18 protein-coding genes are annotated in these 24,932 nt (G+C 59.8%); 5 read left to right on the plus strand and 13 right to left on the minus strand.

What is annotated here, in order from left to right; all coding sequences use genetic code 11:
* Positions 1-207 precede the first annotated feature (207 nt).
* The 7 genes from K3177_RS14775 to K3177_RS14805 form a co-directional block, all read right to left on the minus strand.
* On the minus strand, positions 208-4,236 hold the full coding sequence (locus K3177_RS14775; protein ID WP_221598841.1) for a hypothetical protein: 4,029 nt from the start codon (positions 4,234-4,236) through the stop codon (positions 208-210).
* 115 nt (positions 4,237-4,351) lie between these two features.
* On the minus strand, positions 4,352-6,370 hold the full coding sequence (locus tag K3177_RS14780) for an ATP-binding protein (RefSeq protein WP_221598842.1): 2,019 nt from the start codon (positions 6,368-6,370) through the stop codon (positions 4,352-4,354).
* Positions 6,367-6,903: a hypothetical protein gene (locus K3177_RS14785; protein WP_221598843.1), complete on the minus strand. Its 537-nt coding sequence runs from the start codon at positions 6,901-6,903 to the stop codon at positions 6,367-6,369. The genes K3177_RS14780 and K3177_RS14785 overlap by 4 nt, the downstream gene beginning before the upstream one ends.
* Complete coding sequence (locus tag K3177_RS14790; RefSeq protein ID WP_221598844.1) at positions 6,900-8,132, minus strand: SIR2 family protein; 1,233 nt, start codon at positions 8,130-8,132, stop codon at positions 6,900-6,902. Before K3177_RS14790 ends, K3177_RS14785 begins: the two co-directional genes overlap by 4 nt.
* Positions 8,133-8,634: 502 nt before the next feature.
* The gene (locus tag K3177_RS14795; protein WP_221598845.1) at positions 8,635-10,005 is read right to left on the minus strand and encodes a hypothetical protein; all 1,371 of its coding nucleotides are present in this window, start codon (positions 10,003-10,005) and stop codon (positions 8,635-8,637) included.
* Positions 10,006-10,174: 169 nt separating this feature from the next.
* Positions 10,175-11,533, minus strand: coding sequence for a hypothetical protein (locus tag K3177_RS14800; RefSeq protein WP_221598846.1), 1,359 nt, complete (start codon positions 11,531-11,533; stop codon positions 10,175-10,177).
* Between the two features lie 1,125 nt (positions 11,534-12,658).
* Positions 12,659-13,570: a sigma-70 family RNA polymerase sigma factor gene (locus tag K3177_RS14805; RefSeq protein ID WP_221598847.1), complete on the minus strand. Its 912-nt coding sequence runs from the start codon at positions 13,568-13,570 to the stop codon at positions 12,659-12,661.
* Between the two features lie 168 nt (positions 13,571-13,738).
* Here K3177_RS14805 and K3177_RS14810 point away from each other — a divergent pair, with 168 nt between their 5' ends.
* Positions 13,739-14,194, plus strand: a complete 456-nt coding sequence (locus tag K3177_RS14810) for a carboxymuconolactone decarboxylase family protein (protein ID WP_221598848.1) — start codon at positions 13,739-13,741, stop codon at positions 14,192-14,194.
* 237 nt (positions 14,195-14,431) lie between these two features.
* Positions 14,432-14,881, plus strand: coding sequence for a hypothetical protein (locus K3177_RS14815; RefSeq protein WP_221598849.1), 450 nt, complete (start codon positions 14,432-14,434; stop codon positions 14,879-14,881).
* A gap of 491 nt (positions 14,882-15,372) precedes the next feature.
* Here the strand turns inward: K3177_RS14815 and K3177_RS14820 are convergent, their stop codons facing one another.
* Positions 15,373-15,768 carry a hypothetical protein gene (locus K3177_RS14820; protein ID WP_221598850.1) on the minus strand — a complete coding sequence of 132 codons (396 nt, stop codon included), beginning with the start codon at positions 15,766-15,768 and terminating at the stop codon, positions 15,373-15,375.
* A 482-nt stretch (positions 15,769-16,250) separates the two neighbouring features.
* Positions 16,251-17,084, minus strand: coding sequence for an SDR family oxidoreductase (locus tag K3177_RS14830; RefSeq protein ID WP_221598851.1), 834 nt, complete (start codon positions 17,082-17,084; stop codon positions 16,251-16,253).
* A gap of 98 nt (positions 17,085-17,182) precedes the next feature.
* Between K3177_RS14830 and K3177_RS14835 the strand changes: the two genes are divergently transcribed.
* Positions 17,183-18,073 carry a LysR family transcriptional regulator gene (locus tag K3177_RS14835; RefSeq protein WP_221598852.1) on the plus strand — a complete coding sequence of 297 codons (891 nt, stop codon included), beginning with the start codon at positions 17,183-17,185 and terminating at the stop codon, positions 18,071-18,073.
* Between the two features lie 28 nt (positions 18,074-18,101).
* Positions 18,102-18,500 carry a hypothetical protein gene (locus tag K3177_RS14840; RefSeq protein WP_221598853.1) on the plus strand — a complete coding sequence of 133 codons (399 nt, stop codon included), beginning with the start codon at positions 18,102-18,104 and terminating at the stop codon, positions 18,498-18,500.
* A gap of 419 nt (positions 18,501-18,919) precedes the next feature.
* Here the strand turns inward: K3177_RS14840 and K3177_RS14845 are convergent, their stop codons facing one another.
* A complete protein-coding gene (locus K3177_RS14845) occupies positions 18,920-19,249 on the minus strand; it encodes a hypothetical protein (protein WP_221598854.1) in 330 nt (109 codons plus the stop codon).
* Between the two features lie 389 nt (positions 19,250-19,638).
* Complete coding sequence (locus K3177_RS14850; protein ID WP_221598855.1) at positions 19,639-20,574, minus strand: SDR family NAD(P)-dependent oxidoreductase; 936 nt, start codon at positions 20,572-20,574, stop codon at positions 19,639-19,641.
* A gap of 36 nt (positions 20,575-20,610) precedes the next feature.
* Here K3177_RS14850 and K3177_RS14855 point away from each other — a divergent pair, with 36 nt between their 5' ends.
* Positions 20,611-21,540, plus strand: coding sequence for a LysR family transcriptional regulator (locus tag K3177_RS14855; protein ID WP_282099674.1), 930 nt, complete (start codon positions 20,611-20,613; stop codon positions 21,538-21,540).
* On the opposite strand, the gene K3177_RS14860 is transcribed toward K3177_RS14855, so the two are convergent.
* Together K3177_RS14860 and K3177_RS14865 are read right to left on the minus strand one after the other, a co-directional pair.
* Complete coding sequence (locus K3177_RS14860) at positions 21,541-22,896, minus strand: PepSY-associated TM helix domain-containing protein (RefSeq protein ID WP_221598857.1); 1,356 nt, start codon at positions 22,894-22,896, stop codon at positions 21,541-21,543.
* A complete protein-coding gene (locus K3177_RS14865; protein WP_221598858.1) occupies positions 22,893-24,899 on the minus strand; it encodes a TonB-dependent receptor family protein in 2,007 nt (668 codons plus the stop codon). Before K3177_RS14865 ends, K3177_RS14860 begins: the two co-directional genes overlap by 4 nt.
* Positions 24,900-24,932: the final 33 nt, after the last annotated feature.

The following is a 24,932-nucleotide window of genomic DNA, read 5'->3' on the forward strand; positions in this document are numbered from 1 at the left end:
TAGCGCCCTCATCCCAGACATTGAAGCGTCATTGCCGACCTCCTGAAAGCGGACATCGAACTGATTTCCATCAAGAGGCAGCAATGTTGGACGATCCGGTAAGTCCCCTTTGGGGAGCGGATTGACCAGAGCTGCCCATCATTCAGCCACCCTCCCTGTCTAAAATATGAGCGCAGCGGACGGTATATCGCCTGCGGGCAAGATCGTTCAGGCTTCCATAGCCTCGATCGTCTTACGCGCATCGTCATCCGCAGCCAGCGGCACGATGCCGAGAGCCGCCTGCAATATGGTTCGCAATTTTGGCCACCCTTGCCCGGGTGCGGCGATGGCCGTGGCCAATGATTCGGAGGCCTTCTTGGATGTGCCGAACCCCGCCGGGAATTTCGTGAGTGCGGCCCACTGACTGGAGGCAAGGTGGGTGACATAGTGTTCGGCGAACTGCCGACGATGGGGTTCCGTGAGATAATGGACCCACAGCGATTGCGCGACGAGCAGGGCGTCCGGTGCCAGACGCTCCAGCAGCGTCGCGGCGAGCGCGGAGATCGCATGATGGGACCAATCAGTTGATGGGCATTTGAGGACCGTGCCCCAAGCTTCAACCGTACCCGTGATGAATAGACCCTCGAGGTGATCGACCAATCGTTCCACACGTCCGCCTTGCGGATGCGCCGCCGCGTCCGCTCGCCAGCGGGCAATAGGCAGTCGATCAAGTCGATCTGCGGCGGCCAGAGCAAACGTGGCGACGACCACATGCCCTACCAGAATTTCGTCGGCGCCCTGTGACCATTCCCGGGCCTTGCCATCGTCAACGCGCATGACGTCGCGATCATTCATGGCGATTTGTTCCGCCAGCATGGCTAAGGCGTCGAGCATTCTCGTGCCGTCAATCACGATGTCACTGAAATCCAACGTCCGCTGTGCTAGTTCAAACAGCACGGGGCCACTCGCTGCACGAAACGACATGAACGGGCTGGCACGCAGGGCCGGGGCCTCCTGCAGTGACCCGTCGAGCGATGCGCCGCAGGCAAGCTCAAGCCGGATCAGATCAAGGCGGAGAGTGTCGAGCGGTGGCGCAACGGGAGCATCGGTTACGAACGGGTCGAGGTTGCTGCACATCCCGACCAGCTTCATCATCTCGTCATCAGTGCGCTCACCTGCTGCCCAGCCTACCGCAGCGGAGAGGACTCCACCGCTGCGACGCTGGAGCGAAAGCAGAGGTTCGCGCTCATAATCAGCCTGCATCGGCTCAAGCGCTGCAACGATCTGCCCGAACTCACGGACCGCCTGGGCGCGATCGCCCCCCATGAAACGCGCAAGGGCTGCATCCATCTGGAGGCCGATGGTGAAGGTCGGACGCGAACCCTCCTCGATCGGGCTTCGCGCCTCATCGAAATAGTCCGCGGCCTCGGTCCATTCGTCGTTCCGCGCGGAGCCGATCGCGGCCGAGCGATAGGCATACGCGCCACCAATATCATCTTCCGCGCGAGGCCATTTCGGGAGCGCTTCACGCCAGAGCTGCCTGGCTTTCGGGAAGTTGCCGGCATCGCTGGTTACCTTGGCAAAGGCACAAATGTAGATTGGGTCTGTTCCCACGAAAGCGTCGAGATCACCTGCTTCGGCGATGGCGCCTTGAGGATCGCCCATATCCTCGTTGATCATGCGCAGAAGCACCGGCGCGATCGCACGCGCCATGGGCGCGGCGCCGACCTTGGCGCTAAAATCGAAAGCGCTCCGCAACTTCTCCCGGAAGGCGGGCCAGCCAATGGCCTTTGACTGATATTCCGACAGCCACAGGCGTTCAATCAAAACTGATGCCATATCGTCAGGTGCGCCGATCGAGTTCAGCACCGCACATGCATCTTCCACGGATTTGCCGTCGAGCGCTTCAATCAGCGCTGTGAATTCATTGATGTCCTGAATCTGCGAAAACAGCCGAAGGCTGGCGAACTGCACATAAGTGCCAGCCGGGACACCGTCCTCGTCCTCAAGCCCAGCTTTGGCGAGCCGTTCAGGAAACGTCGTCTCAAGTGTCTTGGCGACGTCGAAGAATTCGAGCGATCGAGCGACGATGACTGCGACCGGGTAGCGAACCTTCATGATCGAGAGGAACTGGCTGAGATAGAGGAAGCGGAAGAACCGCCGGCCTTCGTCGTCCGGAGCGGCGTCGAATTCTTCCTCGATCTTGAGCGCGATCCGGATCGCCGTGTCAGGATTTGTCTCGGCCGCGATGCGGTACTGGAGAATTCGGAAGACGAAGACGTCGATCGCCTTCGTGAAGGGCAGCGGGTTGCTCGCGTCAAGGCCGAGGCCGGTGTAGATTTCACACGCTTCGCCAACCGCCACCCACGTCTCGTCGCTCGCGGAGAACATCCCTTGCGAGACATAGACCAATGGTCCGGCTGTCCCTGCAATGTAACAATGCATCAGGATGGAAGAGATATCCCAAGGGCTGACGGTACGATCGAGAAGGTAAGTCCAGGCGAGCTGCCCATGCATCGCCTTGGTCCAGTCTTGGCCGCGCAGCTCGTCGGCCGCACCGCGCGCGAGCGGCGAAACGCGGTACTCGCCATCCTCAGTCTTTTCGAGCCATGGTCCCGCGATAATATCGACCGCGGAACCAGGTTCGACGATCGTGTCTTGCAGACGCCCAATCGCGATCAGTCGCTTGCGCGACAAGCGTCCGGTCATCAGGCTCGCCCGCAAAAGAAGCTCGCGCGCGCTCTCAGGCAGCTCGGAAATGAGTCGCCTAGCCTCGAACTTGATGGGGTCGAGATCACTTGTCGTCCCGAGCAGGTCCGAATGGTCCGGCTGAGGAAAGTTCTTTGCCGCCAGCGTGCGCACGCGTGCGCTGACCAGCTGCGGATGGCCCCGTGTCGAGACTTCCAGAAGTTTGGACCAGACGTTGGTGCGGTCGTCCGGGCATCCGTTCTCTTGCAGAAAAGCCTCGATCTCGTCCGCATCAAAGGGCTGCATCTCGAATTCGCGCGCCGGATCGAGCTGAACTGCCTGCGCCAATCGGTCGGGCAATGTGCGATCCGAGGTTACTAGCAGCCGCCCGCCAATCGCCGCTAGCGCGTGCCTCAGCGCGCCGAGCGGCCCGGCGATCGCCCGGGGATCCGAGAGCGTATCCAGATCATCGACCACCAACGTTCTGGCGGCCGCGCCCGCTCGCAACTGCTCGGCTGCTGCAACGAGCCGTGCCTTGACCTCGCCTGGGCTCAGATCGCGAAGCGTCAGCCACAACGGCTCGTCACCGACAAGCGTGCTAGCGGCGGTCAGCGTCTTGCCCGAACCGGTCGATCCGTGGAGTAGAACCGTGCCGGTCAACAATCCCGTCTTCAGGGCCCGTTCGTTCGCCACCCGCCGGAAATATTGCGGGGGCAGCGGTGGCGGACCTTCCAGAGCCAAAGGTTGCGCCTGAACGGCCAAGTCACCACCGCCCGCGGACAGGGCAGCGTGCATGAGGGTCAGCAGATCCTGCTTGGGGACGTGAATCCCTGTCGCGCCGGCGAAGATGCGCAGGTACTGCGCGCGATTTAGCGGGGCACCGTCCTTCTGCTTCGCCGCGTCAAACGCGGCGGTGTATAGCGCGTCGAAGGCGAGTTCGGCGTCGGCCGGCGCGATCAAACTGGCCGCGCCATGCACAATGAGCCGGTCCTTGATCGTTCGGACCAAGGCATCGCCGTCCTGCTGGCCCGCCATCCACTCGATTGGCTGCATCACCTGCGCGAACAGCTCGGCCGGGCTGGCTTCTGCGAACAACCGTTTCAGCGGCGCCGACAGCTTGCCTTCGTCGAGCAAGAACCGGGCAATCGACACAATTCGCTCCTCGATGGCCGGATCATAGGATGCGGCGCGAAGGCTGTTCCAGAGATCGAGGCCACCCCGACCGCTATCGAACAATGAACCTTGCTCGATGCCAATCCCGGATGTGGTAACGTAGCGATATCGGATCGCGATGTCGGGATTGCGCGTCCGGTGCGCCCAGAAGTTGTTGATCGCGGCGACGACCGATGCCGTGCGCAAGGTAATACTGCCCGAGCCCGCCGTTTCCTTGACCTGTTCGGTCAGCGCTTCACTGCCCTCGATGCGATCGAGGTCTTCCGCGCCTTCAAGAAACAGCTGCTCGTCATCACCTAGGTCTAACCAGACAAGGATGCTGCGCAATATCTGATAGATATAGCCGCGAAATGTATCCTGCGCTTGCCGCGCCGGGTCGCTTACGAGACCGGCCATGGCACCGACCGCTCATGATTCAAGTATAAGATTGCGGCGCGAGACATATGCGCTTCTATCCTAGCCCTCGCAGCCAGAGGTGCCTTTCGATCATCTCGCTGAACTTCAGTTTGCATCAAGCGCTGCGCGACTGCTCGGGAAGTACCAGCGAACGCTGAATGAGGGGCGCGATCTCTTCCTGGCGATCGACCGCAATCGCTCCATCTCGATCGCTTCCCAAAGTGACCTGCCGGCCAGGCGCGCCTTGCAGGGATGGCAAACGGCGGCACATCAGATCCGCCAGCGCGCTGTCCTCGACGGCGCAGATGATCTGTCGGCCCGATTGGCACAGATGGGCAAGAACCTCGGCAAGGTGCACTGTTCGAAAGTCATCGACATGCTGGACCGGATCGTCCAGCAGTATGCTCCGCCACCGACTCCAAGTGAGTGACAGGTTGACCGACAGCAGGAAAGCGAGCCCGGTCGCGCGGCGCTGCCCACTCGAGAAGACGAATTGCGGATTTATGTCGCCGCCCACTTGCAGTTTCAGGAAGCGCTGAACGTCGCCACGTACGCTATATTCGATATCTTCCCAGACTGGATGAGGCCGCAAACGTCGGTAGAGCTCCGACATCAAAGGCAGCACGCGATCGAGCCGCTGGTCGAGCGTTTCGGCGGCTGAGCGCCGCGCCGCATCGTAGATCGCCTTGGCGCGGGTTTCGCCCAGACGCGCCCGGCCAAGCCGTTCCTCGGCGCGCGCCAGACGATCTTTCGAGGCCTCCTGGTCGCCGGTCGCCCGCGCGATCGAACGATCAAGCGAAACAGTGTCGACGAGACGCAAGTCCACACTGATCCCCTCGCGCTCATCCTCCAGCGCCAAATGGCGGCGCTCGATATCCGCGAGCGCAGCACCACCTAGGCCATGTTCCTCCAGACGCGCGTCGTAGGAAGCGACGGCCTCCTTCGCCTCATCGCGCTCGTTCTTCTCCCTATCCAAGGCCAGCTCCGCGTCGCGCAACGCGGTTGCCGCTTCATCGCGCGCACGTTCCTTTTCAGCCTGATCGACCGCCTGCGCGTCGAGCTGCTTCGCCACGGCCAATGCGGCATCAAGCCCATGATCGAAGGCATCATGCTCGATCGCCGACTCGCATAGCGGACAATGCCCGTCCCTAAGGCCCAGCTTGCGTCCCAGATCGGCGAGTGCGACTAGTCGGCGGGCCTGATCGCCCAAAGTCGAGGCAGCCGGCGCAGCCGACACCGCGGCTATCGCCTCATCAAGCGCGGCACGCGCTTCCCTCACCTTCGCTTCCGCTTCCTCAACCTTGACGTCGCGCTCGGCGAGACCTGATCGCATCACCGAAATCGCCTCGAACTGATGCGCCAGCGGCGTCACCATATCAAGCTGCCTTGCGATATCGGCCAGCCGCCGACGTCCGATATCTGGGAGCTGCTCCGCCGCTGCGCCGCTGCCCAGCACGCCTTGCAAACGCTCTACCGCCTGGCCTACCAGGGAAGCTGCGGGCAAAGCGGCGCGCGTCTCATCGACTTGGCGCGCGGCGTTGGCGAGGACCAGCTTGGCTTCCTCCAGCTCCGCTGCAGCATTTTTCACCCGCGTGCCCGCGGCCGACGAAATGGCCTGCGCCCGCCTAATCCAGTCTTCCGCATCAACCGCACCGATTGCATCGCGCAGCAGCGCAAAACGATCGCCTTCCTTGAGGTCGAGGCTGAGGCGCGCAATGTGCTCGTCGCGAATGATCGTCGAACTGCATAGCTGCGCCATGGCCTGGCGCGGCGCAAACTCGGCATCGATAAGTCGGCCGAGCAATGCGTCAGGCGCAGCCGATTGCGCATCGAGCGGCGTGCGCCTGACGGAGATCATCTCTTCCTTGTCGCGGAAACCCACCTCGACGAAGCGGTCGCCCAGCGTCTTGCCGTCGCCCGTCCACCACAGATAGTCGTCGACCGACTCCCTGCCTGACTTTGCGTCGAGATACTTGCTGATGGTCCCGGTAAGTGCGAACTCCACGGCATCGAAGATTGTGCTCTTGCCGGCGCCATTACGCCCGTCGATGATAGTAAAGCTGTCCGAAAAATCGATGCGGACCGCCTTGCGATAGCCGCGAAAGCCGCAGAGATGGACATAGGCAAGCTTCATTGCCCGGCTTCCAGGATCTGCGCCACCGTGGTTTCGGATGCGCCGCTCACAAAGGCCTCAACGAGGTCGCGCGGCAATTCCGAGGTGCGCAGCCGGATTTCGCCCGCCATATCGACCGCATCGAGCCGCGGCGCGCTCTGAATTTCGAGAAGCGGCAGCAAGGCCGCGCGCATCTCCCGCAGACCCGCCACGCCGGCCCGCGCGATCTTACGCGTGCCCACGAGGTTTTCCTCGATCGCGCCGAGCATGACCTGCTGGCCATAATCGCCTTTGGCTTCGGCCAGCAGCACCAGATAGGCGTTCCACGCCTTTCGTTCCGCGCGGCGCAGCGCGAACTGCACCGACTTAAGCACATGCTGGCTTGCGCCGCTCCAACCTTCGAGCAACGCGGCCGCGTCGGGAAAGAACAGGACGAATCCGAGCACCGTGTCGCTTTCGAACAGCAAGGTAGGTCCGTCGCCCTGCTCGAAGGCCGCAACCGAATAGCCGCCTTGCGTCAATTGCTCTTCCGCCAAGTTCAACATCGTGCTCACAATCCAAGCTCCGCAATTGCCTCACTACGCGAATACCAGCGCGCGGCCGAGCCGCGTGCGATCGACCCCGTTCCCGCGCCGCGCGCGAAGTTGGGCGTCAGCGGCAATGCCTCGGCTCCGACCGCGATCACGATCTCGGGTGCTACCACCGGCGGCGTCTCGCGATCGAAGGCGGCCTGCACCTCGTGAAGTGGCCGATTGGCCGAACGCAGCACGCGCACACGCCGGCCATCCAGTTTCCAGTAGCTGCCGTCGGCAACTGCTCCGCACGCCTGGAGTTGCAGCAGCGTCATGCCTAACAGCGGCTCCTCGACCGGGGCCCGCCTCTGCGCGGGTTCATTGGGATCGCAACCTTCCAGATCGCGGCGAATCCGCCACAGAATCTCGGCGTCCGTCTCGGTCGGTTCGAGCCAGGCATCATCGGGAGCGACTCCAGCATGGTGCGAATATGACGCGCTGCCGCCATGTAGGACACGCCTAATGAGCGACTGCGAGAAATCGACGCGAAGGCGATCGAGAAACGCGTCGCCCGAACAGCGGACATGGCAGAATTCCTGGGAAGCGCGTTGCCCCAGCGCGTGGAGCGCCGGGGCCTTTTCTTCGAACGTATCCGTCTCGCAAGGATCGATCACGATTACGCGCGCCGGATTGACGGCCCCCAGCGACATATCAAGGACCTGATTGAGATAATCCCAGTCGGTCCAGTAGCCGACAACCACAAGGTCGCGGTTGAGGAGTCGCTGAGCAAGCCAGGCTCCGGCCTCCTCGACGCGTGTCTTGACCGGTTCGGCGGCCACCTGCCCCGCAGCCCAGACCGTTGTCGGAGGATCCGACCAGCAGCCATGAATTTTGAGCAGCGGTGCGGTCTCGGGAGTGAGTGCAGCGACGCTGTTGCGGGTGATGCCGGCCCCGACCTGCCCGAACAGATAATTGCCTGCGGTCTCGATCAACGTATCCACATTGGTCGAAACCGCCGTCCTGATGGCACCCGTCAGGAGCAGGTCCGCCGCGGCGAAATGCCCGCCATTGGGTCGCCCCGCAAAGGCATTGTGATCTATGTACTTGCGCAGATAGACGGTATCCAGCTCACCTTGGTCGAAAAAGAACTCTGCCTGGTCGTCGATCGATTCCGCGAGCGGCGGGCGCGTCGCGCCGTAGGTCGCGTCATATTTCTGCTTCGCTTTCCGCGCCAATTCAGCAGCACTTGGTAGCGAACTGGGTGGAGCCATCGAGAGACCCGCACCACAAAGCAACGCAAGGCGATCGCTCAATAGAGCGTCGAGCGCCTTAGCAACACCGAATTCAAATTCAATCTCATGCATTGAAATTCCGCTTAAAATTGTCTCGCGTGATTGAGGCAGAAACACCAAAACTAAGAAGAACTGCAAGGTATGTTTTACTCGACCAGCGCATTAATGGCCACGCAGGCTGAATTCGGCGATAATCCCGGTCCTTGAAACCAGCAGCCGCTCAATAAGGGTTGAGGCCACATCTCCGTGCGCGGCGGCGCCCCGGTCGCATTATTATGTCTCAATATAGGTAACCGTATCGACCAAAAAGCGGTCGCTTTTGGCGATCTCTAGCACGTCAACCCGCGGATTGGTCCAGAGCGCCACACGCTCCTTTGCGGCGGTTACTCAGGCAGGTTTGGCACATCGATAAAAGGCAGGCCCAAGTGCCTGAACGCTGCCCCCGAATGGCGGCAATGTCGGCGGGTGCCGACGGCCGTGATTACTTTTCACGAAGTCTGTTCAGATCGTCGACGCCGGAGTTTTCACATAGCCAATCACACGACGTGGTAAGCAGCCATCGACCAATCACCTCTGCGCTCGCCCGGACTTGCGTCCAGTCGTGAGCGAAATCAGCGCTTGCGCCGTGAATAAGCTTGCTACGCCCGTCGTTATAGATTTGCGCCATCACCTTCTTGGTCTTGCGGCCGTCCGTCATCAGTGGGTCGTCCGGCTTTGGGCCAAGGCGCGCGCTAATAAGCGAAAGGATACCAGGCAACCCCTTTCCGCCTGTCAACGCATCCATGCTGGCAGCGAACTTCGTGGTAGCAATTTGATCCAGCGATTCACGGCAGGCCTCGTGATACCAACATAGGCTTAGGAACAACGCGTTCATAACCTTGGGGCGCTTCGTCGACCGATTGGGCTGCACGTAGCCATAAAGCGCTTCCCCGATCTGCTCGAACAGCCATCGATACGAACGCAGATTCTCGAGCAGTTCGGGTTCCGAATAGCGACCGACAGGCAGTTCCGCACATTCGGAGTTCGAGCCGACATTGCTGCCGCTGCCAAACAACACTGTATGACGATGGCTACGCCGCCGGTCATAAAGCAGGTTCATCCACCGCAGGCCTTCCGAGGGTTGATGCCAAGTGAGTGAGATGGCGGTCATGGCGAGACGTGCTGCCAGTAGGCCTTTCTCCTGAATGTATCTACCAGAGAGCCCTTCCGTCGCCACGCTGCAAACCACTGGGCAGTCACTGACTGCGTCAACAATAGATTCTTCTGCAGAGGAATCGAATGAGCGCTTGCGCTTCCTTGGTGACTTGCTGCTCCAGCGCGCATAAAGGCGGCGTGCCGTCGTCGGCGATAGCTTGCCTGCCGCGAGCATCCGTAGCCGCCATGCTTCGCGGGTCTCAAATAACACCGGTCCAACTTGGAGCGGATAAGGCTCATCGCCTTCGATAAGGTGGCATCCCAACGTTAGGTCTATCGCTCGGTTATGCCCGGCGATCTGTTCGGCGAGCAGTTCTTCGACGCGCTCGCTGACGGCGGGGTGCAACTGCGCATCGCTGGTATCGAGATCGATCTCGGCTAGCGCTAAGCCGAAGGACTGTGCCGTAATCTTGTTCAATTCCTCGATCTTGAATCGGGGCTTCAAGGCTGGGTCGTTGTTCCAGCATATCCGTGTGTAGGCATAGACCGCATCCAACAATGCTTCGGTTACCCGAATGGAGCGACCATCACCCAACCACAAGGCGGGCGGAAAGCTGATCCTCTTCACCCGACCGGCTGCGGGCCGCTTCCATGTCTCGGTCTGCGCCTTTCGCAGCTCCGCCAAAATCTTGGAGATAAGTGAGGCCTTATTAGTCATGCTCGAGTGCGCTCCTCATCCAAGGAAGAAGGTCAGCGATCCGATCCTTGAACGGGTAGTCACGTTGCCGGTCACGAGTCACAGCATGAGCAACTGAAAGCATGAAGCCCTTCTTCTCGCCGGAGGAGACTTCGCCACAGGCGTCGAGGAAGCTGTCTGCCGTACCATGCTATAAGACATACTCGACATCGTCGATCGGGCAGAACGCGATCTCGCGGCGATCGCCTTCGTCGATATATCCTTCCGCATTTGCCATCGCCATGGCGGTGGCGATCACCTGCTCTGCCTGCCTGCTCGCCATGGTGAGCCAACTGTCGGCCGTCACGATCACTCCCCGGCAGAACGGGTCGACCTTGATGTCGCCCGTAAGGCCGCGCCGGGCATGCGAGATGAAGCGCCAGATCTGGAACATGCCTTTCGCGAGTTCATCGAAGCCGATAGATGCGAAGGCGACGGGATCGTCAGCGTATCTGGCGTCGAAGCTCATCCTCTTCGCCTTACACTCGATCACTGCGACGATGCCGTCCGTTCCAGAGACGAGCACGTCGGGGGTGCGATGCCGCGCTTTCTTCGGCCCATAGACTTGCTCGCCGATGACCTCGTAGGGGGACATCATGGTTTGGAGATATTCCAGCACGTAGCCCTCGAACCGCACACCGATGTCGGTCCAGACAGCGGAGCCACCCTCCACCACGTCGAGATATAGACCCGATGTGTATCGGTACATGATCAGTTCTGGGATTGGGGCGCGAAGGCGCTCGTTCTGCTCGCCAAATGCGATGATCGGAAAGTCTCGCAGAATGCTGGGGCGATAGGCAGTGTGCCGATGACCTTTCCGCATTCGCGCCGCAAGATGTCGTGCCTCGGCATGGGGTATCGCGAGCTTGCGAAGAGTTGCTTCCCGGACCTCGGGCGAGATGCCGATCTCACTCAGATTCCGCTGGCGGTTGACCCAGGCGTTACCCTCCAGAGCACCCGACATACATGCGCCGGTCTTTACGAAATCGGAAAGGGACATGCCGGCGCTCGCTTCGAAATATTCACGCGCCGAACCGGTGCCATAGAGGAGCATGGAGCGGTAAAGGTGCGGAGCGTTTGTGACACCGCGCTGCCATGGGAACTGGCGCTGTGCGATCCGCGCCATCTCGTAGAAGACGTCATGCTTTTCGAGGAACATCCCGTCCTCCGCATTCTCCAGCTTAATGAGGATGGCCTGCAGGGCACGCATGGTCTGGAACATCTCGGCATTGAGGACGCGCGTACGTCCGATGCCAAAGCCTTTGACCTTCGGGATGGCGAGAAGCTCATTGACCAGCGTCTCCACCGACCAAAGCGGAATGTGGTAAGGCGAGCCCAGCTCCGCACCTACAGCCTCTGGCGGAAGATCCTGTATTATCGCCAGAACATTCTGACTTCCTGACTGGGCGGCAACGACGGCGGAAACCAGCGAGATGATCGGTTCATCGAAACTGTGCGACAGGTATCGCTCCAGCTTCTTGCGATAGATGTCGCGCCCGAGCCTACCCATCGTTCAGGCGATGGCAACGAGGCGGTTGGAACGATCGATACCAATCGCGCCAGACTACTTCGCCGAGATTGCGGCGAGGCCCTTCACGCGGCGGATACCTCGAATATAATTGCGTTCGACGCGCTGAAAGACTTCGGCCAGTTTCATGACGCCATCTTATTAACGCCGCCCGCACGAAACAAAACAAAAACGTCTGTTCACTCAGCATTGCCAAGTTGACGTATCCCTAGCAGAAGGAGAGTCGAACAAGGAATGCAGTCGGAGCGCCGTGGTGTAGACGGCAAATACTGCTTTGTCCGACGCTCTTTCTGAGCGTGCCGGTTCCTTGCAGCCAGTTGCCGTCATGGCTCTCCATTAACGAACGGCCGGTTTTGACGGGTCGAACTGGGCCTAGGAATGGCCGCTTTGTTGGCTGGTCCTGTCAGAGTTAAAAGTCAGCCTGAACGTCTGCTTCTCCGGCTCCTGACGCTGGAACCGGACAGGCAGCAACCGGCCCCGTAGCTGTCTGTCCGCAATGGGCCCAAATGCGGACGTTAGACACAGTTATGAGGAGTTCTGAACCTGCCATCCGTGGACGCCGCGGTGGCTAGCCCGCGAGAAAGGCTTTCGGCAATGCGCCGTTCCTCATGATAGAAGTCAACGACAGCATCTGGCTGGCGCGAGCCTTCAGGCGTCCGCCGGTGTGGTAAGCGAATGAGCAAACCTGCAAGGGAGGCGACGGCAGTTTATTTGCAGCGACGTTGGCGATGTGCGGTTCCTTCCTGCGCTGTGGTTTTCACAACGGCACAGGAATGTGACCCCTCATAAAATCCCGACCATGACATTTGGTCCCGGAACCCGGCTTTGCTGTTCTACCTCACCCACTAGCAGTCTCGCTAGAGACCGCCTGGGAACTGCGTAAGCCCGGGAATGGCCAGAAGTGTCGCTGATGGAACATGACTTCCAATTGGCGACGCCAAGGAAAAACGTCGATGTGCCTCGATAGCTCTATCCTTGCTGACAACAAACCGGCAGGCGGTCGCTGCTGAGATCTACTGGCGCGTCCGCAGCTACGATATCTGCGACTTCCCGCGCGTTATTTAAACCTTCCGCAGCCAAGACCGGCAGCCGCTCCAATCCGCGCGCCTAGTCCAACCCTGCAGGTAGCTGCATATGCGTGAGTTTGTCCGGGTTCTTCACTATGTAGATTCCGACGATCTTCCCATCGCGGCTGTCGAGGATGGTCGCCTGCGGAATGCCATCGTCAAGACTAAGGTAGCCAGGAAGACCGTCCACGATCATCGTGTGAAGCAGGGTCGGATATGCTACGTGTTTGCGGTTGGCATGTTGCAACAGACGTATCACGCGCTCGATGCCTCGAACGATATTTCGGAGCGCGAATATGCGCCCGCCACCGTCAGTATGGATCTCGACATCTTCGGCTAGCATCGCCGACAGCTGCGCGGTGTCGCCATCCCGTGCCGCGATGAAAAACGCACGAGCCATCCTGTCGGCTCCCTCGGCGTCAATGCTGTAACGCTTGCGCTCTTCTTTGATGTTCCGGCGGGCGCGCGAGGCTAGCTTGCGCACGGCGGCTGGCTCCCTCTCCAGGGTAAGCGCGATTTCCGACAAGGGAATGTCAAAGACATCGTGAAGAAGAAATGCTGCTCGTTCCAGCGGCGACAGGCGTTCCATCGCGAGCATCAGGGAATACGTGATGTCGTCCTCGATCCAGTGATCGACTTCGACCTCACAAACGAGCGGCTCGGGAAGCCATGGCCCCACATAGATCTCTCGTCGCCTTTGAGCCGATTTCAGCCGATCGAGGCACACGCGCGTCACAACTCGAGTGAGATAGGCGGCTGCGTTATCGACCTCGTCCTCTTTGCCGTGCCAGCGAAGCCAAGCGTCTTGGACCGCGTCTTCAGCCTCGGTAACTGAACCAAGCATCCGATAGGCGAGCCGTAGGAGCCTTTTCTGCTCGGATTCGAACTGCGCGGCGCGCTGGTCGCGGGTCGCTGACCCCTTATAGCCTGCTCCTCTCACGCTGCAATTCATTCGCTCCTCCGATCATGCTCGAGATATGCGTACTCAAGCAAGTTTGTCGGACCTGCCACAGTCGCGCCTCCGGAGAAAGTTTGCATCTCGTGTCACAACCGTCGCTTCTGTGTCGTCGAAGGTATGAAGACCCGGTCAGCACGGGTTGCATACATAGGAGTATCAAAAATGCAGGAATCGAAGCGTCACGTTTGGCACGAGGTCGCGCCGAAGGGGGCAAAGGCATTGTACGGTGTCTACCACTACGTCACCAGTGAGACCGACCTACCGGAAGAGCTGATCCACATGGTTTTCCTTCGGGTGTCCCAGATCAATGGATGCGCACATTGCATCGACGCCCACTCCCGGGATCTGCTCAAAACGATGTCGGTCGAGAAGGTCGCGCTGCTTCCGGTGTGGCGAGAAGTGCCGAACCTTTTTTCCGATCGCTACCAGGCGGCGTTGGCGTGGGCTGAGGAGGTCACACTTCTCAGCGAAACGCATGCATCCGACGATGCATACGAAGCAGCATCCACGGTTTTCAATCCGAAGGACCTCGTCGACCTGACGATCACGATCGCGGCGATGAATGCGTTCAATCGGTTGGGCTCGCCTTTCCGCCTTCCCGTCGAGGCACAACCTTAGCGGTTTGGCGTCGAGGCTCAACCTTTGCGGTTGGGCCTCACCTCCCCGCCAGTCCCTCGGCCCCTCGTAGTTAGTGGCTGTTCTAATATTTTGGGCAAGCGCATCTTGCGTTGCCCTTAGAAGGTGCCGGAGCTGCTTCGCGCAAAATGGGGACACTCAGGTATTGATTTTACCACTCAGGAAGACTGTTCAGAGGTTCGAAGGATTGGACAGCGACATTTCGTTGGAGATTTTTGGATGCCATTTCTTAACCGATTAATGATGTGCATTCTGGCTGCTGGAATGTTGGCAAACGGGGTGTGTATGCTTGCCAACCCGGCATGGTGGTATTTCCACGTTCCGACGGTGACGGGCACCGGGCCCTATAATCAGCATTTCGTGCGCGACATCGGTCTCGTGTATGTGCTGATTGGCGCCGGCTATGCATTCGGCGTGGTATCTTTGTCTCATCGCCTGTGGGCCTGGGCCGCGGCAACGACATGGCTCGTAGGCCATGCTCTATTTCACCTCTGGGAAATAGGAACCGGGCTCTGCGGCAGCGACACCATCCTTCGTAATTGGCATGGCGTCTACCTACCCGCCGTGATGGGAATAGTCGGTGTTGCCATAGAAACTACGAGCCGGCGGCTGCCGTCCCGCGCCGAGCGTGCCTCAAAGGTGATCACCGACCAGAAAGTCGACTTGTAGGCGCCTGGCTCCCAGAGGTCGACACTCTAGCGCGAGACTTGCTCACTCGCTTCCGCGATACGGAGCGCCGCCGAGGCCCTGCAAAGAGCCCTCGACTTGCCCGGCTGGATTGCCATAGCCGAAGCCATTAAACGGGAACTTCCCGAAATTTACAGAATGCGGGGTGGCTTCTCGCGTTGGCCCTGGCGCGGTCGCGGGCGAAATTACTTAGTGCTTCAGAACCCTTGCGTGGCCGCAATCATTTTATGGTAACCCTGATGTTGGCGGATTGCATCGTCGGCGACGAGAAGACCGTTCAAGCCAGAAATGGTAGTTCCCGCTAGTCAGGTAAGCTCCCGTCCTATCGACCAAAGCTGGGATGAAAAGCTGCGACCACCGCCCGTCCCTCGTCGAACGTCGCCTTGATCATTGCCTGCAGATGCCTCCTCGTCGCGCCTCGCGTCCCGACATAGCCGGATTTTCATCAGTTCGCCGAAGGCGTTGCTACGTAGTTAGTGGCCGTCAAGTTCGTCATGGTCGATCCGCAACCCGGCTCTCTCTCCCAGTAGGAGATCATTAGCAAGAAGATGGTCGAGATGGCCAAGGCTGATAACGATCCCCGCTGCGGCTGCAGCAGACCGGCGTTTCCTCAACTTGACGAAGATTGCGCCCGGATGAAGGCGATAAGGCCCGTCACCATCGAGGTCGCGATCGAATTGACGCACGCGCTCGAGCTCGTTTTCGAATTGCCAATCGAGGGGAACCTGCCCCCCCCCGCGCCGCGCGAAAAGCCGCGCTAGAGACTGCGGCTCGACCTGATCGACAAGATCGAAGGCGACACGTCTGGCGAGCGATGAGACCGCCTGTCGCGAGCGAACCGCCCGGATGCGTAACTGGGACCTGGCCACCACGATAATCGCTCGGGCTCGGGCTCTGGCCGGCCGCGCTACCTCATGACAGAACGTTAGCGTAAATCGCGCGCCGGGACGGCGAGTGTCTTCGATCGCCTCCGAGGTCTCACGATCGAGTCGCACCAACAGGAGGCCCGCTGCCTGCAACCGTCGGATTTCACGCTCTTCTACTTAGTATCTCTTAAACTCCCCGCTTGACGCACCGGCAATTTGCTCATCCTGCCCGAACCGCTTCTTGGGCCTGATTTTGGCGTTTCGGCCGGCGAACCTTTTCTCGCTACTTAGGGCATCATGAAGCGATTATGTGTTCCCAACGACCGATAACGACGAGGCGCTCGTCGCCGAAGCCGTCACCGTCTGCCCCTATTCGCACGCGGTGCGGGGGAATAGGGAAGTCAAGCTGCCGGTTGCCTGAGCAACCGCAGCGCACGAAAAAGGGACGGCGCCGCGGCACCGCCCCATTTCGCGCCTCCAGTATGTCAGAGCGTGATGGCGAAATGCGTCCGCATCGCGTTCATGTAGGTTTCCTCGCCCGCCTCGCGCCGCAGCTTGACGAGTTCGACGATGTCGGGCGTCGCGATGTAGCGCAGCGTGTCGACCCCGTCGGTCACCGCACCGAAAATAGCTTCGGCGACCTGCGCGCTGGTCGTGTGCTGTCGTTCTGCTGACAAATTGGCGAAGATGTCCGCAACCTTGGCGACAATCGGCGCATAATCGTCGATGGCCACGGTCGCATCGCGCTCCGTATAAGCTCGGCCGAGGAAGCCGGTGTCGAGCACCCCGCCCGGTTCGACGATCTTGACCGTAATGCCGAGCGGCGCGAGTTCATAGGCCAGCGCCTCCGAAAACCCCTCGAGCGCGAATTTCGACGCGTTATAGAGCGTGCTCGCAGGGAGCGCGAACACGCCGGCGCCCGAACTGATATTGACGATCAGCCCCTTTTTGCGAGCGCGAAAATGCGGCAGAATCGAGCGGATCGTGTCCATCATGCCGAAGACATTGACCTCAAACTGCTCCTTCACCTTGGCGCGCGGCGTTTCCTCGAACATCCCGTGCAACCCGAAACCGGCATTATTGACGAGCGCGTCGATCGCGCCAAAGCGTTCGATGCCAGCTGCGATCGCGGCGTCGATGCTCGTTGTGTCCTGGACGTCGAGCGCGGTGACGAGGATATTGTCCTGACCGGCAAGATCGTCAGCGGCGGCGGGATTGCGCATCGTCGCGACGACGTTCCAGCCTGCATTGGCGAAATGCCGGGCGGTGGCGTGTCCGAAGCCCGACGAACAGCCGGTGATGAGAATGGTCTGGGTCATGAAAGCGTCTCCTTCTTGCGGGGGAGCCCCTATGTAGCCATTGCCCCTGCGGCGATAAGCCCGATCCAACGGGATGAGACGATGATGGGAATCGAACAATGAAAGGCGTCACCCTCTCCGAACTGCGCGCCCTCGATGCAGTCGCCCAACATGGGAGCTTTCGTGCCGCCAGCACGGCGCTCGGCGTTTCGACCTCGTCGCTCTCACACTCGGTCGCTGGGCTCGAGAGGAGGCTGGGCATCCGGCTGTTCAATCGCACCACGCGCAGTGTGTCGCTGACCGAGGGGGGCCGAAGCTTTCTCGACGAGGTCCGGCCCGCGCTCGATCTCATCGAGGCGGCCGTCGAAAGCGCCAACAGCTTTCGCTCCAAACCCGCGGGCACGCTCCGGCTCAACAGTTCAGAGGCTGCGTTCGAGCGGATCATGCCCGACATGCTCAGCTTTCTTTCGAAATATCCCGATATGCGGATCGACGCGGTGTGCGACGGTCGCCTTGTCGATATCGTTGCCCACGGTTTCGATGCGGGTCTGCGCCTCGCCGAAGCGGTGCCGCAGGACATGATCGCACTTGCGCTGGGACGCGAGGAGCAGCAGATTCTCGTCGCCGCGCCCGCCTATCTCGAGCGTGCGGGACGCCCGGCCAAGCCCGCCGATCTCGCCCATCATGAATGTATCCGGTTCCGTCACGCGGGGGGGGCGCTGATGCGATGGGAACTCGAACGTCACGGCGGCGTCGAACGACTCGATCCGCCGGGCCGGCTGATACTGGGTGGCGACCGGCTCGTCCTCGATGCCGCGATCGGCGGCGCGGGCATCGCATTCGTAACGGCCTGGGCGGCTGAGGCGGCGCTCGCCGACGGCCGGCTCGAACAGCTCTTACCCGAATGGACGCCACCCTTTGCGGGCCTGTGTCTCTATTATCCCCGTCAGAGGGCGACGTCGGCCGGGCTTCGCGCCTTCATCGACCATCTGCGGTCGCGCCGCCACTAGCGGCAACCCTTGGCGCAAGGCGAGCAGCGTGCGTGCCGCTATCAACGCCACCTATACGATCTTCCACACAGATCCCGTTAGCGTCGTGGCAGAGGATCACCGGATCGATCGCGCAGCCGCGAATATCCGCGTCGGGACCGTCGTCGCCAACAGCCGCACTTCGGGTTCGGGTCCTCAGAATGCCGTGGTCAATAATGCTAGATCGCGGCAGATCGCTTCCGGCCTCATCGACCCCGATGAGATTCTGCGCCTCGACGGCCTCAGCAACCCGTCCATCGATCCGGCCGCTTGCCCGGGCGGAGATCCGGAAATCCGTGTCCTGTGGGTACGGGCGACGCTAGCGACCACTGAGCGGAGCGCTACGAGTCGGAAGCTATTTGGCGGATCGCGAGGGCTATCACCTCTGGTTCCTGCATGTGACCGGTAATGACACAGCCGAGCTAATCCTCGCCTTGGCATCCTCAGGGCTGACCGTTGTTGCGGGAACCTCACTTGCGGCGTCGGACTGGGTTCGGGCTAGAGAGACACACCTTCCATTGGAGGCAGCATCGATGACGACCGGCTGTTGCGGGCCCTCTCACTTCTTGCCGGGCTGTTATATCACCGAGGCAGAAGATCCAACACAGTGATCTAACCACCAGATCGTTAGCATGAGTTGCCACCTAGTCGTTTGCGAAGAGACGTGAGCGCTAGGCCAGGTTCAACTTATTCGGCCAAACTGGTGGAGACCAGACCTGACATTCAGACCAGGCGAGTAAACTACAAGCCTATGTCGCCCCCTCGTCGCGATACCAGCATGTGAGGGATCGCCACAGACTTAATGGTGTCCCTAAACAGGTTAGCCCTTTAGGCCCACCTAGTTAGCGATGCCCCCGTCATCTCTCTGCCGCCGGAAATCCCTTTCAACGCTTCTGCAATTTCGGCGTCCAAGAGCTTCCTGCCAGCCGGATCCAGTGCCGCATATGTCTGCTCATCGAGACCGTGCTTCCTGATTACCGCATCGCGCGCTCGTTCCGCCGGCGTCTTCACCGCTTCCGCCATCATTTCTTCAACAGCTCTACTGAAGCTCGACGAAACGGCACCCGGCGCCGCTGCTGGCCGATCGTCACGCGCCGGGCCATGGTAACGAGTAGGGTAAGAGAAACACTTCAAGCCGCTACCGATGTTGATTGTCATGGGAAATTCCTCCTTCCAAACCCTCCTACCCGCGCGTGGTTAACAAACAGCAACCTCGCCACTCGCCGTAAGGCGGCGATTTGCGATTAAGATTGGATCGGATGGACGGATTCTACCGAAGACCCGGTTATACCTTGAGTAAAACTAGCAATGCGACCCTGCCGCCTCCAATTCACGGACCAATCCCACTAGGCGATCTGGCGCTGACATCGCCCTATTAACGATCGCGCTTGGATCTAATCCAATGTTGCGCATCGCATCAGCAAACTCGCCGAGAGCTCGGTAAGTTGCCTCGCGACGAGCCCATGCAACCAGTTCGAACCGGGCGGCAATAGAAACCGCCATCGGCGCCCCCTGATCGCCAAGCCCGATGAAACCGACGGGCCCGATCATGCCGAATAATCCGTCATGGCGCTTGCCATTTGCCAAAGCCTCTCCGCATTTGACGGATCGATTGCATAGGGCGCAAGTCCAGCTACTCTTTCTTCGGGCCGCCCGTATATGATAGGAGCTTCCTGACAGTCCTCAAAGTAGCGTCCGCTCACCCCTTCGACCAACGGCGAAGCTGCGAGGAGAACTGATGTTGCGGCCCCCTGTTCGGGTGTCTTTCGCCATTTTTCTGGCGTCTGCAGGCCGCCTGTGTGCTGCTGCAGGCCCGTGGCGATCGCGCCGGGATGAAGCGAGTTGCTAGTGATCCCGTCCGCGCCCCATTTCCTGCTCAAGGCGACCGAAAAGAGGATGCAAGCCGTTTTCGATTGAGCGTAAGCGAGTAGTGGATCGTAGCGGATGAAACGGAAAGCCGGATCGTCCCACAGGATCGGACCGAACAGACTACCTGTCGATGCGACTGACACGACCCTACCCCTTCGTTCGCGCAGAAACTCATGTAGCCCCCGGGTGAGGGCAAAATGGCCGAGAAAGTTCGTGGCGAACTGCATTTCATGCCCCTCCCCAGTCCGTTGCAGGCTCGGCAGCGCCATCACGCCGGCGTTGTTGATTAATGCATCGAGCGGACGCTCCCAGTCCGCGAGCAAGCTTCGGATTGATGAAGGATCGGCGAGATCGAGAGATCGGCATTCAATTTGCCCGATCGCCGACTTGCGTAGCGGCTCCGCGGCCGCTTCTGCGGACGATAGCTTTCGAGCGGTCATAATAACATCGGCACCAGCTTTGGCGAGCGCATGAACGATTGCCTGCCCGACCCCCCCATTCCCGCCTGTGACGAGCATCGTGCGCCCTGAAAGATCAATGCCCTCAAGCACTTCATCTGCCGTCGTCTTAAATCCAAAAGAATTTGCCATGTGAAATCTCCTTGTGGATTTCATATGGTGTCGGCTGATCCTGCCGCATAGACTGACAGAATGTCACACTCTGTTGAGTTATATCGAACGATATCCACGTTGGCTCCTTCAGAGCTGGCCGCATTAGCCGCGGTGGCGCGGCACGGGGGCTTTCGCGCTGCGGCCCGCGCCACAGGCCTAAGCCCTTCAGCACTTAGCCACGCAGTCGCAAATCTCGAGCGACGCCTGGACGCGCAGTTGTTCCTGCGAAGCAATCGCGCGGTTTCCCTGACCGATGCCGGCACGCGCTTCCTAAATGAACTGGAGCCAGCACTCGAACGGATCGGACGAGCAGTCGAGAGCATCTCGGACGCTTCCGCAACAGCCAGCGGTACCATTCGTATGAACGCCTCAAGCGTAGCGGTCGAACAACTAATGGACGACTTTATCGCACCGTTTCTCCGCGAGAATCCGGCCATCGACCTCGACGTTCACGAGGATACGGCGCTGATCGATATCGCCGAACATGGCTTCGATTGCGGACTGCGTCTCCTCGAGCTCGTGCCATTAGAGATGGTGGCGGTCCCGGTTGGGCCTGAACGACAACAGCATATCGTAGTCGGCGCACCAGGCTATCTGGACAATATGGCTCCGCCTGCATCGCCCAACGATCTGTCTATGCATGAATGCATCCAATTCCGCATGTCTGCGGATACTATGTATCGATGGGAATTCAGCAAGCAGGGCGAGAGTTTCTCGCTCCGCACTTCAGGACGCGTCTGCGTCAGTTCCACCAAGCTTGCTTTGGCGGCAGCAAGAAATGGGCTAGGCTTGGCCTACGTGACGCGCTCCATCGCGAATGATGATCTCGAAACCGGACGAGTGATCCAAGTCCTCGAAGACTGGACCCCGCCTTATCCCGGACTCGCAATCTATTATCCGCGAAATCGTCACCGGAGTTCGACCATGCGAGCCTTTGTCGAGTATTTGCGCGAGCGTCAGCGGCTGTGATCAGGTAATTCCCCTGCGCTGGGGCGCCATACTCCGATGGACATGTTGCGATCTCCGCTTCGCCGACAGGGTGATAACTTTGTCCACGATCCAGATCGCCAGCATCGAAGCTCCGGTGAGCGGGAAAAACAGGCCACATGCGATCATGGCTGCTGAAAAGCTCCGCTGGCGCGATCGATCGAGCGGTGCTGGTGGCCGTGCCAAGCGACCGCCAGTGCGGCGCTTCCACCAAAGTATCGGTGCCGAGGCACACAAAAGCAGCAACACGAGACATCCCGCGAGCATTACCCAGCGGTTTGCTTCGCCATATTGCTTTCCCTGATGAGTAGCCACACCCCATTCGACTACTTTAGCCCCGGTTCCGTAGTCCGCGAAACGCGTGTCACCGTGGATCATTCCGTCTTGCCCAATGAACATTGTGCGGGCGAACTCGACCTTTTTCTGCATGGACGTTACAGAGTAGCTGACCCCATCCGCTGGGACGTTGATAGCGAGCGGAGTCGCCAAGCCTGCATCGAGCGAGACCTGCAGGACGGTATCAATTCCGCCTTGAGACAGCACGTCCTTGGGTAAGACGCGATTTTCCATGCTCCAGGGCACGTCACCACGCGTTGTTCTTGTAGAGGAGGTGATATCGTCGCCCTGCCCAACCGCTATTGGCCTTGTATGGGCCTTTGCGACCTGTTGAGGCCTGCCGAGGCCGGTCGCCGTCAGCGCGCTCTGCAATTGGGCACCCCATACACCTGACCAGGGCATGCCGCTGATAGCCAGGAAGAGCACGATCACCCCCCCTCCCGCTCCAAGTGTGGCGTGGCCGTCCTTCCAGAAACCGCGGCGCCCTATCACTGACTTTCTGAAAGGGATTTTCGACTTCATCGGCCACCACAGGATTACCCCCGTGACGGTGAGCATGATCGCCCAGCCCGCAGCCATCTCGATCAGCGCGTTTCCTATCGGGCCGGTGATTGCCAGACTGTGCAGATCATGGATGGTCTGCATGGCGCCGCCCCCGGCGACAGTCCCGCGAATGGTACCATCGGAGGGATCCACGAAAGCCGTTCTCTCGCCGTCCGGCCCCATGATCCGCATCCGCCACGCCTGGTTATTCGCGGCGGGTATCTCGATCCGCTCGACAGTGCCCCCCATCGCCCCTTCAGTTCCCGCCATCAATTGCGACAGAGGCAGAGGGGAGGCGTGAGGCGCCACGAAGATGTAGTCACCGTAGATCGAATGCTCGATTTCGTCCTTGAACAAGTAGATGCCACCAGTCACCGCCAACCAAGCCAGCAAGGGAAGCACGGCAAGTCCGCCGAAGAAATGCCACCGCCACGCGGCGCGATAAAAATCCGAGTTCATCCTTCGGATCCGATCCGCGCGCGAACGCCGATGAAGACGGCGCGTCGTTCGATAGGGTTGAAGATACTACTTCCCTCATTCCATGGAGTGGTCGGGTCATCGAAGCGATAACTGGTGACGGCGCTGATATCTCCGATTGCCTTGTGGTCGAGAAGGTTGCGGGCGTCCGCAAAAACCTCGATTTGATCAAAAATAGTGCAAGAGGCTGTCAGACCAAGACTGGCATAGCCAGCGGTCCGGAAAGTATTGGAATAGTCAGCGAAAGCACCTTGGGGGACCCATTCCACGGATGGGGAGAGATGCCAGCTCTCTGGACCTAAACGTGCTTCAGCATGGATCACGTGGCGTGGGATGACAGGCAGACGATTGTCACCGTACTGACTGTCCCCCTCGAAGCGAAAATCATTGTAGGTGTACGTGCCGCGAGCCGAGAGCCAGGAAGCGATCTGAACACCCAAACCCAATTCGATGCCTTGATGTATGGTGCGCTCGGCATTGAAGGTCGAAGCAGGTATGTTCGAGTTCACAGTGTACTGAAGCATCTCACCTGTGACCTTGGCGCGATAAGCGGTCAGGTCGAAATCGATGGCACCGTACCGACCGCGGGCGCCTGCTTCCGCAGACCAAGCTCGCTGAGGAGCCAGAGGCACGAAGGAGCTGATCTGAGCCAATTCAATGAAACCGGGAAGTTCGTGACTTCGACTGAAATTGGCAAAAACCTCTACGTCGTCCCTCGGCGACCACAACGCACCTATGCGAGGGGAAAACTGATCGAAGCTTGCGCGACCTATCGACTTGGCGGGAAAGGCAATCTCCTGTGTTCGCGTACCATGGGTGTAGACGCCTCCAGCGATCAACTTCATCCGCGACAGAATCTCGTATTGGACTTCGCCGTAAGCATCGATGGTAGTCGCATCGAGCTCAGCGTCGAAGGTCAGGGCTCCTCGCTCTCCGCCGATGTTTATGAAACGACGTGAATGGTTTGAACCGAAGCGCGCAGTAACTCCCGCGTTGATGCGTACCGCCCCTGCCTCATGAACGGCCCGAGCGAAAACACCGCGGTCGAGCGACTTCTGATCCACGACTTGGAAAATCGGGTGGTAGAGGCTTTTCGCATTGATGAACGCGCCGGCCTCCAACTCGATCGCATCAAGATCGAACAAAGTTCGGCTCTGAAGGCGTAGCGAGTCAATGTCGCGCGCCTGATCACCAAGAAAATTGCCTCGCTCCGGCGTCGACAACGCTGCGTCGTAAGGCAGCGAACCAGGCAATTTCTGACGAATTGTATTGGTATTGACGTAAAACCGAGTGTTCACGTTGTCGGAGAGCGCTAGCCCGAAATTGCCGTTGATACGTAGCCCTCGGCGCTCGGCGTGCTCACGTTCTCCATCACTCCAATCACCGGAAATTGCCAGCCAACCATCGACGCTGTCCCGGGCAAACCCGTACTCTGCCTGTCCTCGCAGAGTATGGAAGGACCCGCCAACGACCCGCAGAGCGATGCCGCTCGCATCGCGCCCGCGAGGTGTGACGCCGTTGATCGCTCCCCCAAGAGTTGCCCCACCGAAGCGGAAGGCGTTGGCCCCTCGATAGACTTCCAGCCGGTCCAAGACGCTGGGATCCAGCTCTTGGAAGTCACCGTTGTCATCGGCCAAGTTGATGGGGACGCCATCCTGGAGAAGGGTAATACCCCTCATGTGATATCCTCGGCTAATACCCGAGCCACGGATCGACAAACGAATTTCTTGGCCGAAACGCGGTTGTGCATAGACACCGGGCGAAAGTGCCAGCGCATCTCGCAGTGAGACTGCTTGTTTGTCTTCGAAGTCCTCGGCGGTGACCAGATCGATGCCGCCTGGCCGATTGCGCAATTCCTCCTCGCCTTCGGCCTCACGATCGCCGACGACGACGATGGTCGCATCTTCATCGTCATTTTCGAGAGCGACAGCCGGGTTGGACCAAGATGCGGCGAGAGCAGTCGAAACAGCTAGGAAGGTTTTCATGATGTACCTGTGTGCTGGGGGAAGAGCGGGCTG

Source organism: Qipengyuania pacifica (assembly GCF_019711555.1).
Classification (GTDB): domain Bacteria; phylum Pseudomonadota; class Alphaproteobacteria; order Sphingomonadales; family Sphingomonadaceae; genus Qipengyuania; species Qipengyuania pacifica.